The following is a 17,260-nucleotide window of genomic DNA, read 5'->3' on the forward strand; positions in this document are numbered from 1 at the left end:
CGATATCGTCGGGGTCGGAGGCGATGCTGTCCGGTGCGGAGCTGTCCGCTGTGGACGTGGACGGAGTTGCCATCGGGGTGACTTCCTTTCCGCAAGCCGTCGAACCCGGTCTTGAGATTTAGGCTAGCCTAGCCTAAGCTTCTGTCGAGTTGGGGGCGGTTGGTGCGAGGAAGGCTTCAGTCGAGCTGACGACCCCGCGTAAGCGGTGGTAGGGGCGCCGGTCGGTGTCGCCCCACGGGGCGACACCGACCGGACCATGACGCGAATGGTGGTGTCGGCGTGGGTGCATCGACGAGTGGGTCCGGCAATTTCTGAGTGAGCATCCAACGGGCACCGTCGTCGAGTTGGGCGCGGGCTTGAGCACGCGTTCCACGAGATTGGACAACGGGCGAGCGTGCTGGTTCGACCTCGACTTGCCTGACGTGATCGCGTTACGCAGGCGGTTCTTCGACGACACCGCTCGTGTGAGGATGTTTGAGGGGTCGGTTCTGGACATCGACTGGTTTGACGTCGTCGGAAGGTTGCCGGGTCCTTACCTGTTCGTCAGCGAGGCCGTGTTGCTATACCTCGTGGAGGGTCAAGTGCAGGAGGTTCTGCGCAACCTTGTCGACAGATTCCCCGGTATGACGATGCTGTTCGACACGGGTGGCCGTGACATGATGAACAACCAGGACATGAATCCGGTGTTCCAGGCCATTCCGGCGCGTATGCGGTGGGTATGCGATCACCCGGCCGACCTGGAGCGTTGGGGGCTACGTTGGGTCGAGAGCAGGACGCTTGCTCAGCCTCAGCCCAGAATCGCACGCACCTGGCCGCGTCGTTATCGGGCCGGGCTTCCATTATTGGCGCGGATCGCACCGGCGATCGTCAACACCTACAAGCTCAACCGATTCGAACTGCGATGAACCGACTCCATGGCGGCGTTGTCACCGGCGCGCCGGCCTGGCCCATCGAGCCGCGCATGTGGTGGCGCCACAGGGCTTGTTGCAGTTTCTTGCTGCGAAACTGGCCTCCACGATCGCTGTGTAGCCGACAATCGGCGACGGTGCCGCCCCGTCGGGCGATGGCGGGCTCGAGTGCGTCGAGGCCGAGTTGGGAGGTCGATGGAGTAGCCCATGATCCGGTTCGAGAACACGTCCTTGATCGCACAGAGTAGATCTTGCCCTCGCCGGTGGGGTGTTCGGTGATATCGGTCAACCACAGGCGATTCGGTGCCTCCGCGGTGAACTCGCGGCGCACCAGATCCTCGTGCGCCGACTGGCCGGGCAGGGCCTTGCGGGAACGGCGTTTCTTGCCGAACATGCACCACCATTGGTTGTCCGGGCAGATCTTCCACACCGTCCGACCCGAAACCTCGATCGCCGTGGCGGCGACCTCGTCGTGTAACAGTCGGTAACCGGAATTCGGGGCCCTCGCGGTGAGCGTCGACGAGTGCGTTCGCCAGGTACGCTTCGGCGAGTTCGGTGTCGGTGACCGGCCTGCGCAGCCAGGCGTAGTAGTGATGGTGGTGGAGCTTGAACACCCGGCACGAGGCCGCTACCGGCACCGGTTCGGTGCGTCGGGGCGGCCAACTCCTTCACGAGCCGGGGAATCTTTTCCCAGCAGATTGCCTTGCGACAGATACGCCGCAGCCCGCCTCAGGGCCTCGTTCTCCTGTTCCAACAGACGATTACGAGTCTTGAGCTCCCGCAACTCAGCAGCCGCGTCTGAAGACAGACCCGGCTTGGTACCGTCCTCGACCTCGGCCTGACGCAGCCACTTCTGCAACGTCATCGGGTGCACCCTGAAGTCCCTGGCGAACTGCCCGATCGTCACACCAGGCCCGCGGTTACGCGCGTCCCGGAGGAACTCACGCGGGTAAGACTTGGACACGATGGCATCCTTCCACGCCTGCACATCAGCAAGTGAACTCAGATGTCACACATCCCTACAGCAGCCCCTCCTTGCCGGTGTTGGGGTGGATCAAAGCGAGTGGCGCTGGGTGAACGTGCCGCGGCGGGAGCCCTGCCCGGACAGCCGCAGCGGCCCATGGCCAGGGAAGCGAAGTACACATGCTGACCCTGAAATTTACGTGTGATTTAGCCGTGTTGCTCGGCTCACTTGCTTCCTAGGGTTGGTTGCAATTGAGCGCAGCGCTGCACCAGGCGGGGGACCTCGTCCGACTGCCGGTCAGGCGCAGTCCTGAGCGACGTCGCTCGGGAGTGAGTGGAGGTATCGGTGGCGGCACAGAGCAGGATTCCCGGTTTCCGGGACGAGTCCCCGAGTGGTCGGCGGGCTTTGGCGGCCGAGTGTGCGGGTGTTCCGTCGGATGCCCTCGAGGCTTGGGAATCAGGTGGGCTGGGTCTGGAACAGGCCGATCATATGATCGAGAACGTGGTCGGGACGTTCGGCATGCCGATCGGAGTGGCCACGAACTTCACCGTTAACGGGTCAGATGTTCTGGTTCCGATGGTCACCGAGGAACCTTCGGTCGTTGCGGCGGCCAGCAACGCGGCTCGGATTGCGCGCGAGCGGGGCGGGTTCCGCACCAGCAGCTCCGCGCCGATCATGCAGGCACAGGTCCAGGTGCTGGATGTGGCCGACCCGGACGGTGCCCGGGTGCGGCTGCTCGAGGCTGCCGAAGAACTGATTCTCTTGGCCAACGACCAGGACCCGAAGTTGGTCTCTCTCGGCGGCGGAGCACTGGATCTCAAGGTGCGCACGGTCGAAGGACGCAACGATCGGTACGTCGTTGTGCACCTCGTGGTCGACGTGCGCGATGCGATGGGTGCGAACGCCGTGAATACCATGGCGGAAGCTGTGGCCGATCGAGTCGGGCAGATTGCCGGCGGCCGAGTGCTGTTGCGCATACTGACCAACAAGGCTGATATGCGGTTGGCCCGAGCGCGAGCGGTGTTCAGTGCCGAGGCACTGGGCGGTGCGGAGGTCGTAGGCGACCTCGTGCACGCGGCGAAGCTGGCCGAGATTGATCCCTACCGTGCCGCGACGCACAACAAGGGCATCATGAACGGAGTCACCGCCGTAGTGCTGGCTACCGGCAACGACACGCGGGCAGTCGAGGCAGGAGCGCACTCCCACGCGGTCGGAGCGCGGGGTCAGTACACCGCTTTGTCCCACTTCGAAGTCGATAGAGACGGTGACCTCGTCGGCACGCTCGAACTGCCGATGCCGGTGGGACTGGTCGGGGGAGCGACGACCGTCCACGCGGCAGCACAAGCGGCAGTCCGGATGCTCGGAGTCGGCAGCGCATCCGGCTTGGCTGAGATCATCACCGCCGTCGGATTGGCCCAGAATTTCGCCGCGCTGCGGGCCTTGGCCACCGAGGGGATCCAACGCGGCCATATGTCACTGCACGCCCGCAACATTGCGATCTCGGTGGGCGCCACCGCGGAAGAGATCCCTGAGGTCGTGGGCCGGTTGATTGCCGACCGAGCTATCCGGACGGACAGGGCAGAGCAGGTACTCGCCGATATTCGATCTTCCGGCAGCTGAACCGTCCAGTCAGCCGGCCAACCGCATCGAACGTCAAAGGAGACGGAGCAATCATGACCCTGCATGTGGGAATCGACGTGGGTGGCACGTTCACGGACGCGGTCGCCGTTCACGACGGCCGCGCCGTGCGCGGCAAGGCGTTCTCCACCCCCGATGTTACAACCGGCATCCTTGATGCCCTCGCCGTTCTCGAGAATCGGCTCGAGGTCGGCGAGCGCGCCTTCTACCCGCAGATCGACCGGTTCGTGCTCGGGAACACGATCGTCACTAACGCCGTCGACGAACACAAGTACTCGGCTGTCGGCCTGCTGACCACGCAGGGTTTCCGTGACACGCTGCGGATTGCCCGTTCCGCGCGGGACGACGAGCGGGATCCACACCGCATGACGCCGCCACCGGAGATCGTTGATCGCAATCGGATCGTCGAGGTTCCTGAGCGCGTCGATGCTCACGGTGAGGTGCTGGTACCCCTGGACGAAGACGCCTTGGGCCAGGCTGTCAATCGCGTCGTGCAGGCGGGAGCTGAATCGCTGGCCGTGTGCCTGTTGTGGTCGTTCCGCAATCCTCAGCATGAGCAGGAGGTCGGCAAGTACCTGGAGATCCACCATCCGGGACTGCCCTACACGTTATCCAGCTCGCTGACGCCCGTGTACCGCGAATATGAGCGGATGGTCACGACCACGTTGGATGCGGCGGTCAAACCGATCGTGGCGAAGCACTTCGATCATCTCGCCAACGAACTCGCCCAGCGGGGCTTGCGCACCCGCGTGCAGATCATGCAGGTCCACGGTGGTTTTCTGTCAGTTGAGGAGACCAGCAAGGCGCCGATTGGCATGTTCAACTCCGGACCAGTAGGCGGCGTGACTGGCGCGCGCCTGCTTGGTCATCACCTGGGTCGGCAGCGGGTGCTTACCGCGGACATGGGCGGTACAAGCTTGGACGCTGCCGCCATCATCGACGACGAGTTCCGCGTGCTGCCGCGTGCCGAGATCGGCTCCTTGCCCACGAGCCTTACCGCGGTGGATATCGAGACGATCGGCGCTGGCGGGGGGAGTCTTGCGTGGGTCGACAAACGAGGCGTCTTGCGGGTCGGCCCGCAAAGCGCTGGGTCGGTTCCGGGGCCCGCGTGTTATGGAAAGGGTGGTGAGCTGCCCGCCGTGACGGACGCGACGCTCGCTATGGGCTTGCTCAATCCCGACTACTACCTTGGCGGCACGGTCACGCTCTACGAGGAGAAGGCCCGTGAAGCGGTGCTGCGCCACCTCGCCGAGCCGCTGTCGTTGACTGTCGACGACGCGGCCCACGGTGTCTATCGCCTTGCCGTGTCGCAGATGGCTAATGCGGTCCGCAAGATAACTGTCAACCGCGGGCACGACCCTCGCGAGTTCACGCTCGTCGGGTTCGGTGGGGCGTGTGGGCTGTTCGCGGCTGCTATCGCCGCCGAGATGGGCGTGGGAGAAGTGATCATCCCGCGGGATGCCGCGGTGTTCTCCGCTTACGGCCTCATGCACGCCGACTCCGTGTTCTCTGCCGTGCAGACCACGCCGTGGACGTTCGCGGATCCGGCGTCGGACTTGGAGAAGGAGTTCGCCTCGCTGGAAGCACGTGCGGAGGAATGGTTCGAGTCCGAGGGCATCAGCGAGCAACAGCGTGAGGTCTACCGCGAGGCGGACATGAAGTTCGTGGGCCAGATCTTCGAGGTCACCACGCGGTTGCCCAGCAAGAACTTCAAGGAGCAGGACAAGGACCTGCTGCGCCAGCGCTTCATCGCGGACTACGAAGCGGAGTTCGGCTCCGGCACGGCCTGGACCGAAGCCGAAATCTTGCTGGTCAATTCCCGTGTCCAGGCGATCGGACGTACGGAGGCTCAGCAGATCACCGACAACGGTCGCGGCGGTGAACAACACAGCACCGACCGAAGGGACTGCATTGACCCTGCGACCGGACAACGGCGCAGCATCGAGGTACACCGAGGTTTTGCCGCCCTCGGCAAGGCTCAAGGACCCTGTCTGCTGGAGGAGCCCGACACCACCGTGTACGTGCCCGCAGGGGCGGATGTGGAAATGGTCGACGGTGGCCACTTCCTGATCCGCCAGAACGCCAGCTGAGGCGTTCTGGTCATCCCGCCGCCCGCTGAACCCGTCGCCCTCATTTCCTGGAGACAGCCATGACCATGAGTTCCTCCTACGTTCCCGCCGGCTACGACCCCGTCACGCTCGAAGTGCTCCGGATGCGCCTGGATTCCATCGTCGAGGAGATGGGGAGTGCGATGATCCGCTCCTCCGGGTCACCGGTGATCACCGAGTCCGGTGACTACAACACGGCCCTGTTCGATCCCGAAGGACGGATTTACTCGTACTCGGATGCCGTGCAGTTCCACATCGGCTCCGGCAGCGTCGCAGTGCAGAATCTGGTCGCTGAGATCGCGAACGAACCGCTGCATCCCGGTGATGCGTTCATCTGCAACGACCCGCACACTGCCGGTTCGGCACACCCACCGGACACCAACATCATCTCGCCGATCTTCCACGGTGACGAACTCATTGGTTGGGCCCAATCGCAGGCTCACCTGGTCGACGTCGGAGGGATGACGCCGGGTGGCTTCGCCCCGGGCGCTTACGACTGCTACAGCGAGGCGTTGCGGCTGCCGCCCGGAGTGAAGGTCTTCGAACGCGGTGAGCCCGTCGAGTGGGTTCGCCGGATCCTGCTGAACAACGTGCGTGTGCCCACGCTGTTCTGGAATGACGTGCGTAGCCTGGTGGCCAGCAATAACACAGGAATTCGTCGCCTACAGAGCACGGTCGACGAGTTCGGGCTGGAGGAATTCCGGGACTACACGCGCGTCAACTTCGAGATCGCCGAGCGCGTGGTCCGTGAACGGATCGCGCTGTTGGCTGACGGCGTCTACGAGGCTGACGAGTGGACCGAGCACAACGGTCACGCCAACGACCTCTACCGAGTGCATTGCACTATGACGGTCGCCGACGATCAAATCACGATGGACTTCGCCGGTTCTAGTCCACAGACTGACGGTTTCATCAACCTCAGCTACGGCACGTTGGTGGGCAGCGTCGCTAGCGCGCTGGTGCCGATCCTTGCCTGGGATGTTCCGTTCAACGAGGGGGTGATGACCGCCTGCGAGGTACTGGCGGAACGTGGATCGCTGGTCAATCCCGAGCCGCCGGCACCCATCAGCAACGGTCACCTCACCACAGGTGCCCGGGTGAGCCGTTTGGTCACCAAGCTACTCAACGAAGCGGCGCGGTCCAGTGATAGCGAGGTGGTGTGGGCCCGCACGCAGGGCGTATGGGCAGATTCCTGGACCGGTGGCATCTCCGCAGGTACCCGAGACAATGGTGAGTATTTCGTCCTGTTCAACATGGACGGTGGCGGTATGGGTACCGGCGCACAGCCGGTGACCGACGGGCTCGACTGCGGCGGAATGATGACTCAGGTCAACAATTCGTTGCCGGACGTCGAGATGAACGAGATGCTCTACCCGGTGCTTTACCTGTGGAAGCGGCTCAACACCGCCAGTGCTGGACACGGGGCCTACCGGGGCGGGCAGGGGCACGAGTTCGCTTGGACATTGCATGGTGCTCATGAAGTGACCCAAACGGTGTTTGCCCCGAACGCTCAGGTGGTGGCGGACGGTTTTGGCGGCGGTATACCCGGTGGCGGCAGCGGGCACGCGCTGTGGCGGGACACCAACGTCAACGAGCTGATCAGCCGGGGGACGGTTCCGTCCGACGGCACGCTGACGGCCGGTACGCGAGACTTGTTCGAGATCAACCAGCAGGGCGTCACGATCGGTGCCGACGATGTGTTCGTCGAATGGATAGCCGGTGGCGGCGGCTATGGTGATCCGCTGCTGCGTGATCCGGCGTCAGTTGCCCGCGACGTGGCCGATGGATACGTGGCTGCGGATATTGCATCGCGAGTGTATGGAGTACAGGTCGTTGATGGCGACGTCGACATCCACGGGACCGAGGTCCAACGTGCAACTTTGCGTAGCGACAGGCTTGGCGGAAAGGTACCGCGACAGCCAGTCGCGCCCGATGCAACGCCCGACAGTTCAGCGCCTCGCCGAGACGAGCACGGCTGGTACTGCCCCGCGAGTGGTGTTCGATTGAGCAGCAGGGAGGACTGGCGAGCGGACGTTCTCGTGCGCACCAGCGTTGCCGCGGAGCGCTTGTCGGAGCTCGGCGTGAACGTACGTCCACGCGACACCAAGCCGGCTGTACTTCTCGATGAGTGGATCAGCCCGGAGTGCGGCACGCTGCTGGAGACGCGTATCCGCGTCGCGGCGCAAGAGGAGGTCGGAGCCCAATGACTAAACATTCCATGTTTGCGGGCCGTGAAACCACTCCACGGGGCCCCCTGGCGGGGGTGGTTGTCCTCGACATCACCCGCGTGGTGGCCGGACCGTTCTGTTCGATGATCCTGGCCGATCTCGGCGCGACGGTAATCAAGATCGAACGCCCCAGCGATCCGGACTACGCCCGGGACTTCCCGCCCTTCCTCGAATCCGCCGACGGCGATCGGTTCAGCGCGTTCTTCGGCCAGTACAACCGCAACAAGCTCGGCCTTACACTCGATCTCGCCGCCGAGGACGGCAAGGAGGTGCTAAAGACGCTCGTCGAACGTGCTGATGTGCTCGTCGAGAACTTCCGTCCGGGCACGATGGACAAGCTCGGCCTTGGCTACGAGGAGCTACGACAGGTCAACCCGAGACTCGTTTACACCGCCATCTCTGGATTCGGACAGACAGGACCGAACCGACGGCGCCCGGCGTTCGACAACAGCGCACAAGCTGCCGGCGGTCTGTGGTCGATGAACGGGAGTCCGGATCAGCCTCCGATGCGAGTCGGGACGATCATCGGAGATCTCGCGGCCACGATGTACGGCGTCATCGGAACACAGGCGGCGTTGAGGCATGCTGAACGAAGCGGTGAGGGTCAGCTCGTTGACGTGGCGCAGCAGGACTCGGTTCTCTCGCTGACCGAGAACGCCGTCGTCTCCTACACCGTCGACGGCACTGTTGCCAAACCCTTGGGCAACGCCCACCCGTTCGTCCGGCCGTACGAGCTGTACCCGTGCAAAGACGGGTACGTGTTCTTCGGTGGCTACACGGACAAGTTCTGGAGACTTACCTGCGCTATGTTCGGCGAACCAGACACGGCCGATGACCCCGAGATCGACACGATGGCCAAGCGCTTCGACTCAGAGGTCTACGAGCGACGTGTCCGACCGTTGCTGCACCGGTGGATGGCGCAGCGGACACGCGCCGAGCTCGAGGAATTGGCTGGTGACGAAGTTCCCCTGACCGCGATCAAGGACATCGGGGATGTCGTCAATGACCCGCACATCGACGCTCGCGACATGATCGTCGACGTCGAGTATCCAGACTTCGGTGCGCTGGAGATGTTCGGCCAGCCCGTCCATCTCAGCGCCACACCGGCAGACCCTCGCGGTCTTGCGCCCAAACTTGGTGAGCACACCGACACGATCCTGCGCAGCATGGCGGACAAGTCCGACGACGAGATCGCGGCGCTGCGCGAATCCGGAGTGGTGTAATGAGCATCAACCTGGAGCGAGAAGGTTCCGTGGCGGTCATTCGGATAAACCGCCCGGACAAACTCAACGCCCTGACTCTGGCGATGTACGACGAGCTGGCCGCCGCGTTTGCCGAAGTACGCGACGACCCAGCCATCGATTCCGCAGTGCTGACCGGCGCCGGCGATCGAGCGTTCTGCGTCGGGGCGGATCTGGGTGAGTCCATCCCGGCTCTGGCCGAGGGGCGGTTCGACATCTCCCGATGGGACGGCGCGCACCAGAAGCACACCAACCTGCACAAGCCCGTCATCGGTGCGGTCAACGGTCTTTGCCTAGGTGGTGGATTCGAGATCCTGCTGTCGACGGACATGCGGATCGCTTCGGAACACGCCGAGTTCCAGCTTCCCGAACCCCGAGTGGGCGTCGTTCCCGCCGGGGGGACGCTAGTTCGGCTCACGCGCCAGATCCCGTATGCCTGGGCGATGCGTCTGCTGTTGCTCTCGGAACGCATTGGCGCGCACGACGCGCTTCGTTACGGGTTGCTGAATGCCGTGACACCAGCCGACGAGGTGCTGCCAACAGCAATGGAGTGGGCGGAACGGCTCTCGACGCTGAGTGGGACTGCTCTGGGCACGATCAAAGAAGCGGTCCTGCGACTGAGTAATCTGCCTCCTGAGGAGGCCTTTCACAGCGAGGCGCTTTATGGGCAGCGGGCCTTCACCTCGCCGGATGCCGAGGAGGGGCTGGCAGCCTTCAATCAGGCACGTGACCCGGTGTTCCCGTCTCGCACATCGCGGACGGACACCAGCAACGCCGAGCACTGACGACACTGCGCCGCAGAAGGCCATCGCGCGATTCGCGCCGTTGGTCGAACGGCCCCTGCGCACGGACAGGAGAACATGACCCCCTCGCCCAGCGCGTGTCCCGAGGACGGCTTGCCTGCTTCAGTGACGGTCTACGAAGTTGGCCCCCGGGATGGCCTCCAAGCTGAACAGCACGTTATCGACACAGCGACCAAAGTCGAACTCATCCGGAAGCTCGCCGCCTCAGGCCTGGACACGATCGAGGCCACCAGCTTCGTCTCCGCTCGCTGGGTGCCCCAGCTCGGAGACGCTTCCGACGTGCTGGCCGAACTCGATCTCGATGACTCGGTGCGTTACCCCGTCCTGGTACCCAACGAGCGGGGGATGAGCCGCGCCTTGGAATCCGGGGCCCGAGAGGTCGCTGTGTTCGCAAGCGCAACCGAGAGCTTCGCCCACAGCAACCTGGGACGAGGCGTGGACGAGGCCCTGGCGGCGTTCGCCCCGGTCGTTGCCGAAGCCCGACGACGCGACATGCCGGTACGCGGTTACATCTCGATGTGCTTTGGTGACCCGTGGGAGGGCCCGGTGTCGTTCGACGCCGTCGTGGCGGTCGCGCGAGAGCTGGTCGAGCAGGGCTGCTCGTGCATCTCGCTCGGCGACACTATCGGCGTCGCTACTCCCGGACATGTCAAGGCACTGGTCGCGGCTCTCGACGAGGGCGGTGTTCCGCCCGTCATGCTGGCCCTGCACTGTCACGATACTTACGGGCAGGCCCTGGCTAACGTGTACGCGGGCCTGCAGGTCGGCATCGGTCAGTTCGACAGCTCCGTGGGCGGTATCGGTGGATGTCCGTTCGCCAAATCGGCCACCGGGAACCTCGCGACAGAAGACCTGGTGTGGATGTTGCATGGACTTGGATACAACACCGGCATCGATCTGGACGCCCTCGTGTGCACGAGTTCATGGATGTCCACGATCTTGCAACGCCCCAGTCCCTCTCGTGTTGTCGCAGCGTTGAGCCGACCTGAGGATCAGTCAGCACAGATCGGGGGTACTCCATGACCCTGTCGAAGGTCGTGCTCACCGCGGCGGAAGCCGTCGCGGACATACCGACGGGCGCGAGCCTGGCCGTAGGTGGATTCGGGTTGTGCGGCATCCCCGCAGCGCTCATCGACGCCATCGACCAACAAGGCGTCAGCCACTTGGAAGTGGTATCCAACAACTGCGGTACGGATGACGCAGGATTGGGGATTCTACTTTCGGCCGGCAGACTGGACAGAGTCACAGCATCTTACGTCGGCGAGAACAAGGAGTTCGCACGCCAGTATCTCACCGGGGAGTTGGAAGTCGAGCTCTGTCCGCAAGGAACGTTGGCTGAACGCCTCCGTGCAGGAGGTATGGGTATACCTGCTTTTTACACCCCTGCTGGCGTGGGCACGCCCATCGCCGACGGCGGCATGCCGTGGCGTCACGGTCAGGACGGAAGCATCGCAGTGGCCTCACCCGCCAAGGAAACCCGCGACTTCAACGGCGCCGAGTATGTGCTCGAAACTGCGATCACCGCGGACTTCGCCCTCGTGCACGCTTCTGTCGGAGATACCCACGGCAACCTCGCCTTTGCCAAGGCGTCAAGCAACTTCAACCCGCTCTGCGCCATGGCAGGACGCACCACCATCGCTGAGGTCGAAACCCTCGTGGAACCAGGAGAACTCGACCCCGAGGCGGTCGACCTGCCGGGTGTATTCGTTCAACGCGTCGTTGCTGTCGGCCATACCGGCAAGCACATCGAGAAGCGCACCACCCGCATCGTCGACAAGGACACCTGATGGCTCGGACCCGCGAGCAGATGGCAGCACGCGCCGCCGCTGAGCTGCGCACTGGTCAGTACGTCAACCTCGGGATCGGACTGCCCACGCTCGTACCCAACCACCTCCCGGCTCATGTCGATGTGGTCTTGCACAGCGAGAACGGGATTCTCGGCACTGGTCCGTATCCCACCGACGACGAGGTCGACCCCGACTTGATCAACGCGGGCAAGGAGACCGTCACGGTGTTGCCCGGCGCTTCGTTCTTCGATTCCGCGCTCTCGTTCGGCATGATCCGCGGTCGGCACCTGGACGTGGCGATCCTCGGCGGCATGCAGGTCTCAGCGACCGGGGACCTTGCCAACTGGATGGTTCCGGGAAAGACCGTCAAAGGCATGGGCGGCGCCATGGACCTCGTCCATGGCGCGCGCACCGTCATCGTGCTCATGGAGCACTGCACTAAGGATGGGAGTCCCAAGATCATCAAGCAGTGCGATCTGCCACTGACCGGCAGAGCTGTCGTTGACACAGTGATTACTGACCTGGCGGTGCTGGATATCACGCGCGAAGGCGTAGTGCTCCGCGACCTCGCGCCTGGTGTCAGCGAGACCGAGGTCCGCAACGCAACCGAAGTGGACCTGCTGCCATCCACCCCTCATCTCGAAAAGCCGTGACCCGCCATCGTATTGGTTGGGCAACACGTTCGCCGCCTGACTCCAGCGGACTTTACGGTCGTGTGCTCACTGGACCGCTTCGTTGGGGTGGTCTTTACCGGGTGCTTTGCGGAGGAGCATCCTGGCGGGCGTGGTGACGAATGCCGACAACCAGGGTGCGAGTCTTGCGGTGACACAGGTGGTGGAGCTGCTCGACATTGTGGCTGAAGGTTCCGACGATGAAGCTGTTGACGCGTTCGAGAAGCTGACAGCAGAGTTGTCGGGCAGCCAGTCTGCAGAGCTGGTGAGCAGCCTCCGGAACCTTCGCTCCCTGCTGACGCGCTGGCGTCGTCGTGGACAGGAGCTGTCGGCGCTGTTCTCCAGTGCGCGCGAACTGGCTGAGCTGCGCGATACGGACGCGTTGCTGCACCGTCTGGTCGAGCGAGCGCACGCCCTGATGGGTACGGACGTCACGTACTTGTCCGAGTTCCACGAGGACGCCGACGAACTACGAGTGCGGTCGACATTGGGGACTGTGGCGTCGTCGTTTCGCGACTTGCGCGTACCTCCGGGCATGGGGCTGGCGAGCAAGGTGGTGCGCACCCGGTGCCCGCAGTGGACACCGGTCTACCAGGCCAACCACTCGATCCCGCACGAACAGGAGATCGACGCGGCTGTGGCTGCAGAAGGCCTCGTGTCGATGCTAGGTGTTCCACTGGCGGCAGGAGAACGAGTGCTTGGCGTGTTGTTCGCAGCCAACCGCAACAAGCATGAGTTCACACCCGATGAGATCGCCCTGTTAAGCGCATTCGCCGACCACGCAGCGGTGGTGCTGCAAACGACAAGGTTGCTGGAGCAAGCGCGTACCGCGGCTCAGCAAACTGAGCAGGCCAATTCCGTGTTGGCGAGCAACATCACGGCCATGGAACGCGCCAGTGCGGTGCACGAAGATCTCACGACGGTCGTGCTACGGGGAGGCAGTGTGGAGGGCGTCGCCGAGACGCTGGGAAAAGCGCTGCAACGTCCGGTGGTGATCTTCGACCGGGATCTCGCACCTGTGGCTCACGAGCCAGCCGAGGCCAGCGGGTGCCATTCCGCTGCAGACGATGGCCTTGATCCCGCCGTGCGTGAAGCGATCAATGCGAGCCGGCGTTCGGGGCGATGCGTATTCGTTGGCGATGGCCCCCCGCGTCCGGAGGTTTCTGTTGCCGTTGTGGCCGGAGAGACCTTCCTGGGCGCGGTCGTGGTCGGTTACGGCGAGTTGGAGCTCCGCGAGGTCGAGCAGCGTACTATTGAACGCGCCGCACAGATTGCCGCCTTGGTCGCGGTCAAGCAGGAAGCGGTCGCCGCCGTTGAGGATCGGGTCCGAGGGGAGTTGGTGGCCGACGTCCTGCGCGGTGGGCAGCACCGCTGGGGGGAGCTGCTGCTCCGGGCACGGGCGCGGGACGTGCGGCTGGAAGACTTGCGCTCGGTGATCGTGGTCGGAGTTTCCGCGGACGCTCGCAAAGGTGCTACCGAAGCGATGCGCAGGTCAGTTCCCGGAGGCCTGGTCGGGGAGCGGGATGGTCTGTTGGTGTTGCTCGCTCCGAGCGAGGATTCCATGTCGGTCGCTCGGGCAGCCTGGGATGCGATCTGCGCATCCCAGCGAGGTTCGGTACTCGTAGTAGCCGGCCCGCGTGCCGGATCGATGCAGCAATTGGGACAGTGTTTCGAGTCGGCGCGTCGGTGCGTTGAGGTTGTGCGGAAGCTGAATACCTCGGAAGAGGTCGTCGATTCACGGGCGTATGAGCCATACATGGCAATGTTCGGCACCGGTGGCAAGTACCTGCCCGAATTCATCGAATCGACCATCGGCCCGGTGCTGCGGTGGGACAGGGAGCGTCGCACGGAGCTGTTCCAAACGTTGTGCGCGTTCGTCGACTCTTACGCCAGCCCGAGCCGAACGGCGCGTGCTCTGCGCGTCCATATCAACACCGTCAGTCAGCGGCTCGAGCGGATTGGTGCGTTGCTCGGCTCGAGCTGGCGCGAGCCGGAATCTCTGTTCCGCATCTCGGTGGCTGTCCGTTTGCACTCCTTGGCTAGAACGTCGGAGGAGTAACTCGGCGCCTACGTGTCGCTCAAGAGATCGGAACGGATCAGCGGCAGCGGGTGACAAGGCCGTACATCGGCTCTTCCTTCGATCTGCGACCGCGCAGGTTCAGGTCACGAGCGACGGCCGTTGCCGGTCGATGTCGTCGGCCGGGCGCTCACCGAAGCCGGCTGTGAGCTGGGCGACTGACGGCGTTCGGTGACCGAAAGAGCGTAGGACAAGCGGTGGGCAACGAAGCCCCGGCACGACGAGGGCTCCGGCACATCGCGACGTTCTGTGGGAACTGCAACTGCGGCTACCCGGAGGGTGTACGTGGATTCGAACGCGGACGAGGGGTGGAGATAAGTCGGGAGCAGCTCGCCGTGCTCGTGTCCGATGTGAAGTCCGCTGTGGTCGAGCCGGCGGTGTGGGGCCGCCGATCGGTTCGGCGGCCCCACACCGGTGCTCCCGGGTGCTGGAGTGGTCAGCTCAGAGTTGCGCGTGCGCGTGTGGTCGCGGCGAGCATGTTCCGCAGCGCGTGGCCGACCTCGGTGTAACCGCGGGTCTTGAGTCCGCAGTCCGGGTTGACCCACAGCCGTTCGGCGGGCACGGCCTCCAGGGCTGCCCGCAGCAGTTCGGTGATCTCGGAGGATTCGGGCACTCGCGGGGAGTGGATGTCGTAGACGCCCGGTCCGATGCCCTTGGCGTAGCCGACGTCGCTCAGGTCGCGGAGGACCTCCATGCGCGAGCGAGCGGCCTCGATGCTCGTCACATCGGCGTCGAGCGCGACGATCGCGTCGATGACGTCGCCGAACTCCGAGTAGCACAGGTGGGTGTGGATCTGCGTGCCGTCGGTGACGCCGGAGGTGGCGAGCCGGAACGACTCGACTGCCCAGTCCAGGTACTCCTGCTGCCGTGCGGCCCGCAGCGGCAGGAGTTCCCGCAGGGCCGGCTCGTCGACCTGCACCACCCTGATCCCCGCCGCTTCGAGGTCGCGCACCTCGTCCCGGATCGCCAGCGCGACCTGTTGAGCTGTGTCCCCGAGTGGCTGGTCGTCGCGCACGAACGACCACGCCAGGATCGTGACCGGGCCAGTGAGCATGCCCTTCACCGGCTTCGACGTGAGGCCCTGGGCATAGGTGGTCCAGTCGACCGTCATCGGTTCCGGCCGGGACACGTCGCCGAACAGGATCGGCGGGCGAACACACCGGGATCCGTAGGACTGCACCCAGCCGTGGTGCGTGGAGGCGAACCCCTCCAGATACTCGGAGAAGTACTGCACCATGTCGCCTCGCTCGGGCTCGCCGTGCACGAGCACATCCAGGCCGAGATCCTCCTGTAGGCGGATCACCCGCTCGATCTCCTCGCGCATCCGCCGGCGGTAGGTGGCTTCGTCGATGCTGCCGCGGCGCAGCTGCGCACGAGCCTTGCGGACGTCTGTGGTTTGCGGGAACGAGCCGATCGTCGTGGTGGGCAGCGGTGGCAGCGCCAGCGCCGCGGCCTGTGCGTCGCGGCGCACCGGATATTCGGCGCGCCGGGAATTCTCGGGGCGCAGCGCCGCCACTCGTGATCGCACGTCGGAGTCGCGTACCCGATCCGCGGTGGCGCGGTCGGTGATGGCAGCGCGGGCGACGGCGAGGTCGGTGGCCACTGCGTCCCGGCCTTCGCGCAAGGCCCTGCCGAGGGTGACCACCTCGCGCACTTTCTGCGTCGCGAACGCCAGCCAGGATTTGACTTGGGGATCGATGTCCTCGGGCTCGACGTCGTAGGGCACGTGCAGCAGCGAGCACGAGGTGCCGACAGCCAGCTCGCCAGCACTGCCCAGCAGTTTCGCCGCCGTGGCGAGCGCCTTGTCGAGGTCGGTGCGCCAGATGTTGCGGCCGTCGACCAGTCCTGCGACCAGGGTCTTGTCCAGCAGGCCGGTCAGTGTCGGCAACGCGCCGACGGTGGCGGGGTCGGTGACGAGGTCGACGGCGACGCCGTCGACGGGGGAGGAGATCAGTATCTTCAGGGCGTCGCCGAGGTCGCCGAAGTAGCCCGCGACGAGGAGCTTCGGCCGTTCGGACAGGCCACCGAGCTGGCGGTAGGTTTCTCGGAGCGCGTCCAGCTCGGCCTGCGTGCGGTCGGCCGCGAACGCGGGTTCGTCGAGCTGTACCCACTCCGCCCCGGCACGCCGGAGCTCGGCGAGCAGGGCGGCGTAGACGTCGACGAGATCGTCGATGCGGTCCAGCGGTCGGAACCCGTCCGGTGCATCGTCGTCCGGTTTGGACAGCAACAGAAACGTGAGCGGGCCCACCAGCACCGGGCGAGTCGTGATGCCGAGTTCGGCGGACTCGCGGAACTGTTCGACCGCTGTCCGGTCGGAGAGCGAGAACGCAGTGTCGGGTCCGATCTCCGGAACGAGGTAGTGGTAGTTGGTGTCGAACCACTTCGTCATTTCCAGCGGCGGCGTCGATTCCACGCCGCGTGCCATGGCGAAATAGGTGTCCAGCGGGTTCAGGCCCAGCTCGCGGTAACGGTGCGGGACGGCGCCGACCGTGACGGCGGTGTCCAGGACCTGGTCGTAGTAGGAGAACGTGTTGCCGGGTACCGAGTCGAGCCCGGCGTTGTGCAGTGCGTGCCAGGAGTCGACGCGGAGTTTCCGCGCGACGTCACGCAGGTCGGCTTCGTCGGTCTCGGCCGACCAGTACTTCTCCAGGGCGCGTTTGAGTTCCCGGTTGGGTCCGATACGGGGATATCCCAGGACGGTGGATCCGATGGTGCCGGTCAAGGCTCTCTCCTCGCGAGCTCGACGATACGGACGCCGAGGTCTTCGAGAGGACACGCCGACCGGAGAGCGGCACACTTCGCCGCCAACCGGTCGTCCGTCAGGTCCTCCCGCGA

The 17,260-nt window shown here is 64.6% G+C and carries 12 protein-coding genes and 1 pseudogene; 10 read left to right on the forward strand and 3 right to left on the reverse strand.

Features of this window, described 5'->3' with window-relative positions:
* Nucleotides 1–278 precede the first annotated feature (278 nt).
* Nucleotides 279–905, forward strand: a pseudogene (locus tag IF64_RS0121770) (class I SAM-dependent methyltransferase); the annotation flags it as partial.
* Here IF64_RS0121770 and IF64_RS27305 read toward each other — a convergent pair.
* The gene (locus IF64_RS27305) at nucleotides 883–1,302 is read right to left on the reverse strand and encodes a DDE-type integrase/transposase/recombinase (RefSeq protein WP_145600405.1); all 420 of its coding nucleotides are present in this window, start codon (nucleotides 1,300–1,302) and stop codon (nucleotides 883–885) included. The pseudogene IF64_RS0121770 and the gene IF64_RS27305 overlap by 23 nt on opposite strands.
* 234 nt (nucleotides 1,303–1,536) lie before the next feature.
* Entirely contained in the window at nucleotides 1,537–1,896 is a 360-nt protein-coding gene (locus tag IF64_RS26750) for a transposase (protein ID WP_345968979.1), read from the reverse strand.
* Nucleotides 1,897–2,217: 321 nt separating this feature from the next.
* Here IF64_RS26750 and IF64_RS0121775 point away from each other — a divergent pair, with 321 nt between their 5' ends.
* The 9 genes from IF64_RS0121775 (at nucleotide 2,218) to IF64_RS0121815 (ending at nucleotide 14,407) form a co-directional block, all read left to right on the forward strand.
* Entirely contained in the window at nucleotides 2,218–3,492 is a 1,275-nt protein-coding gene (locus IF64_RS0121775; protein WP_030534023.1) for a hydroxymethylglutaryl-CoA reductase, degradative, read from the forward strand.
* Nucleotides 3,493–3,545: 53 nt separating this feature from the next.
* On the forward strand, nucleotides 3,546–5,600 hold the full coding sequence (locus IF64_RS0121780) for a hydantoinase/oxoprolinase family protein (RefSeq protein ID WP_030534024.1): 2,055 nt from the start codon (nucleotides 3,546–3,548) through the stop codon (nucleotides 5,598–5,600).
* Nucleotides 5,601–5,659: 59 nt separating this feature from the next.
* A complete protein-coding gene (locus IF64_RS0121785; RefSeq protein ID WP_030534025.1) occupies nucleotides 5,660–7,825 on the forward strand; it encodes a hydantoinase B/oxoprolinase family protein in 2,166 nt (721 codons plus the stop codon).
* Complete coding sequence (locus tag IF64_RS0121790) at nucleotides 7,822–9,069, forward strand: CaiB/BaiF CoA transferase family protein (protein WP_051758060.1); 1,248 nt, start codon at nucleotides 7,822–7,824, stop codon at nucleotides 9,067–9,069. The genes IF64_RS0121785 and IF64_RS0121790 overlap by 4 nt, the downstream gene beginning before the upstream one ends.
* Entirely contained in the window at nucleotides 9,069–9,872 is an 804-nt protein-coding gene (locus IF64_RS0121795; RefSeq protein WP_036877517.1) for an enoyl-CoA hydratase/isomerase family protein, read from the forward strand. Before IF64_RS0121790 ends, IF64_RS0121795 begins: the two co-directional genes overlap by 1 nt.
* Before the next feature lie 75 nt (nucleotides 9,873–9,947).
* Nucleotides 9,948–10,913, forward strand: coding sequence for a hydroxymethylglutaryl-CoA lyase (locus IF64_RS0121800; RefSeq protein WP_030534028.1), 966 nt, complete (start codon nucleotides 9,948–9,950; stop codon nucleotides 10,911–10,913).
* On the forward strand, nucleotides 10,910–11,677 hold the full coding sequence (locus IF64_RS0121805; RefSeq protein ID WP_030534029.1) for a CoA transferase subunit A: 768 nt from the start codon (nucleotides 10,910–10,912) through the stop codon (nucleotides 11,675–11,677). Before IF64_RS0121800 ends, IF64_RS0121805 begins: the two co-directional genes overlap by 4 nt.
* A complete protein-coding gene (locus IF64_RS0121810; protein ID WP_030534030.1) occupies nucleotides 11,677–12,330 on the forward strand; it encodes a CoA transferase subunit B in 654 nt (217 codons plus the stop codon). The genes IF64_RS0121805 and IF64_RS0121810 overlap by 1 nt, the downstream gene beginning before the upstream one ends.
* Nucleotides 12,331–12,460: 130 nt before the next feature.
* Entirely contained in the window at nucleotides 12,461–14,407 is a 1,947-nt protein-coding gene (locus IF64_RS0121815; RefSeq protein ID WP_030534031.1) for a helix-turn-helix domain-containing protein, read from the forward strand.
* A 454-nt stretch (nucleotides 14,408–14,861) separates the two neighbouring features.
* Here the strand turns inward: IF64_RS0121815 and metE are convergent, their stop codons facing one another.
* Entirely contained in the window at nucleotides 14,862–17,147 is a 2,286-nt protein-coding gene (gene metE, locus IF64_RS0121820; RefSeq protein WP_030534032.1) for a 5-methyltetrahydropteroyltriglutamate--homocysteine S-methyltransferase, read from the reverse strand.
* Between the last annotated feature and the right edge of the window lie 113 nt (nucleotides 17,148–17,260).

It is taken from the genome of Prauserella rugosa (genome assembly GCF_000719975.1).
Taxonomy (GTDB): Bacteria; Actinomycetota; Actinomycetes; order Mycobacteriales; family Pseudonocardiaceae; genus Prauserella; species Prauserella rugosa.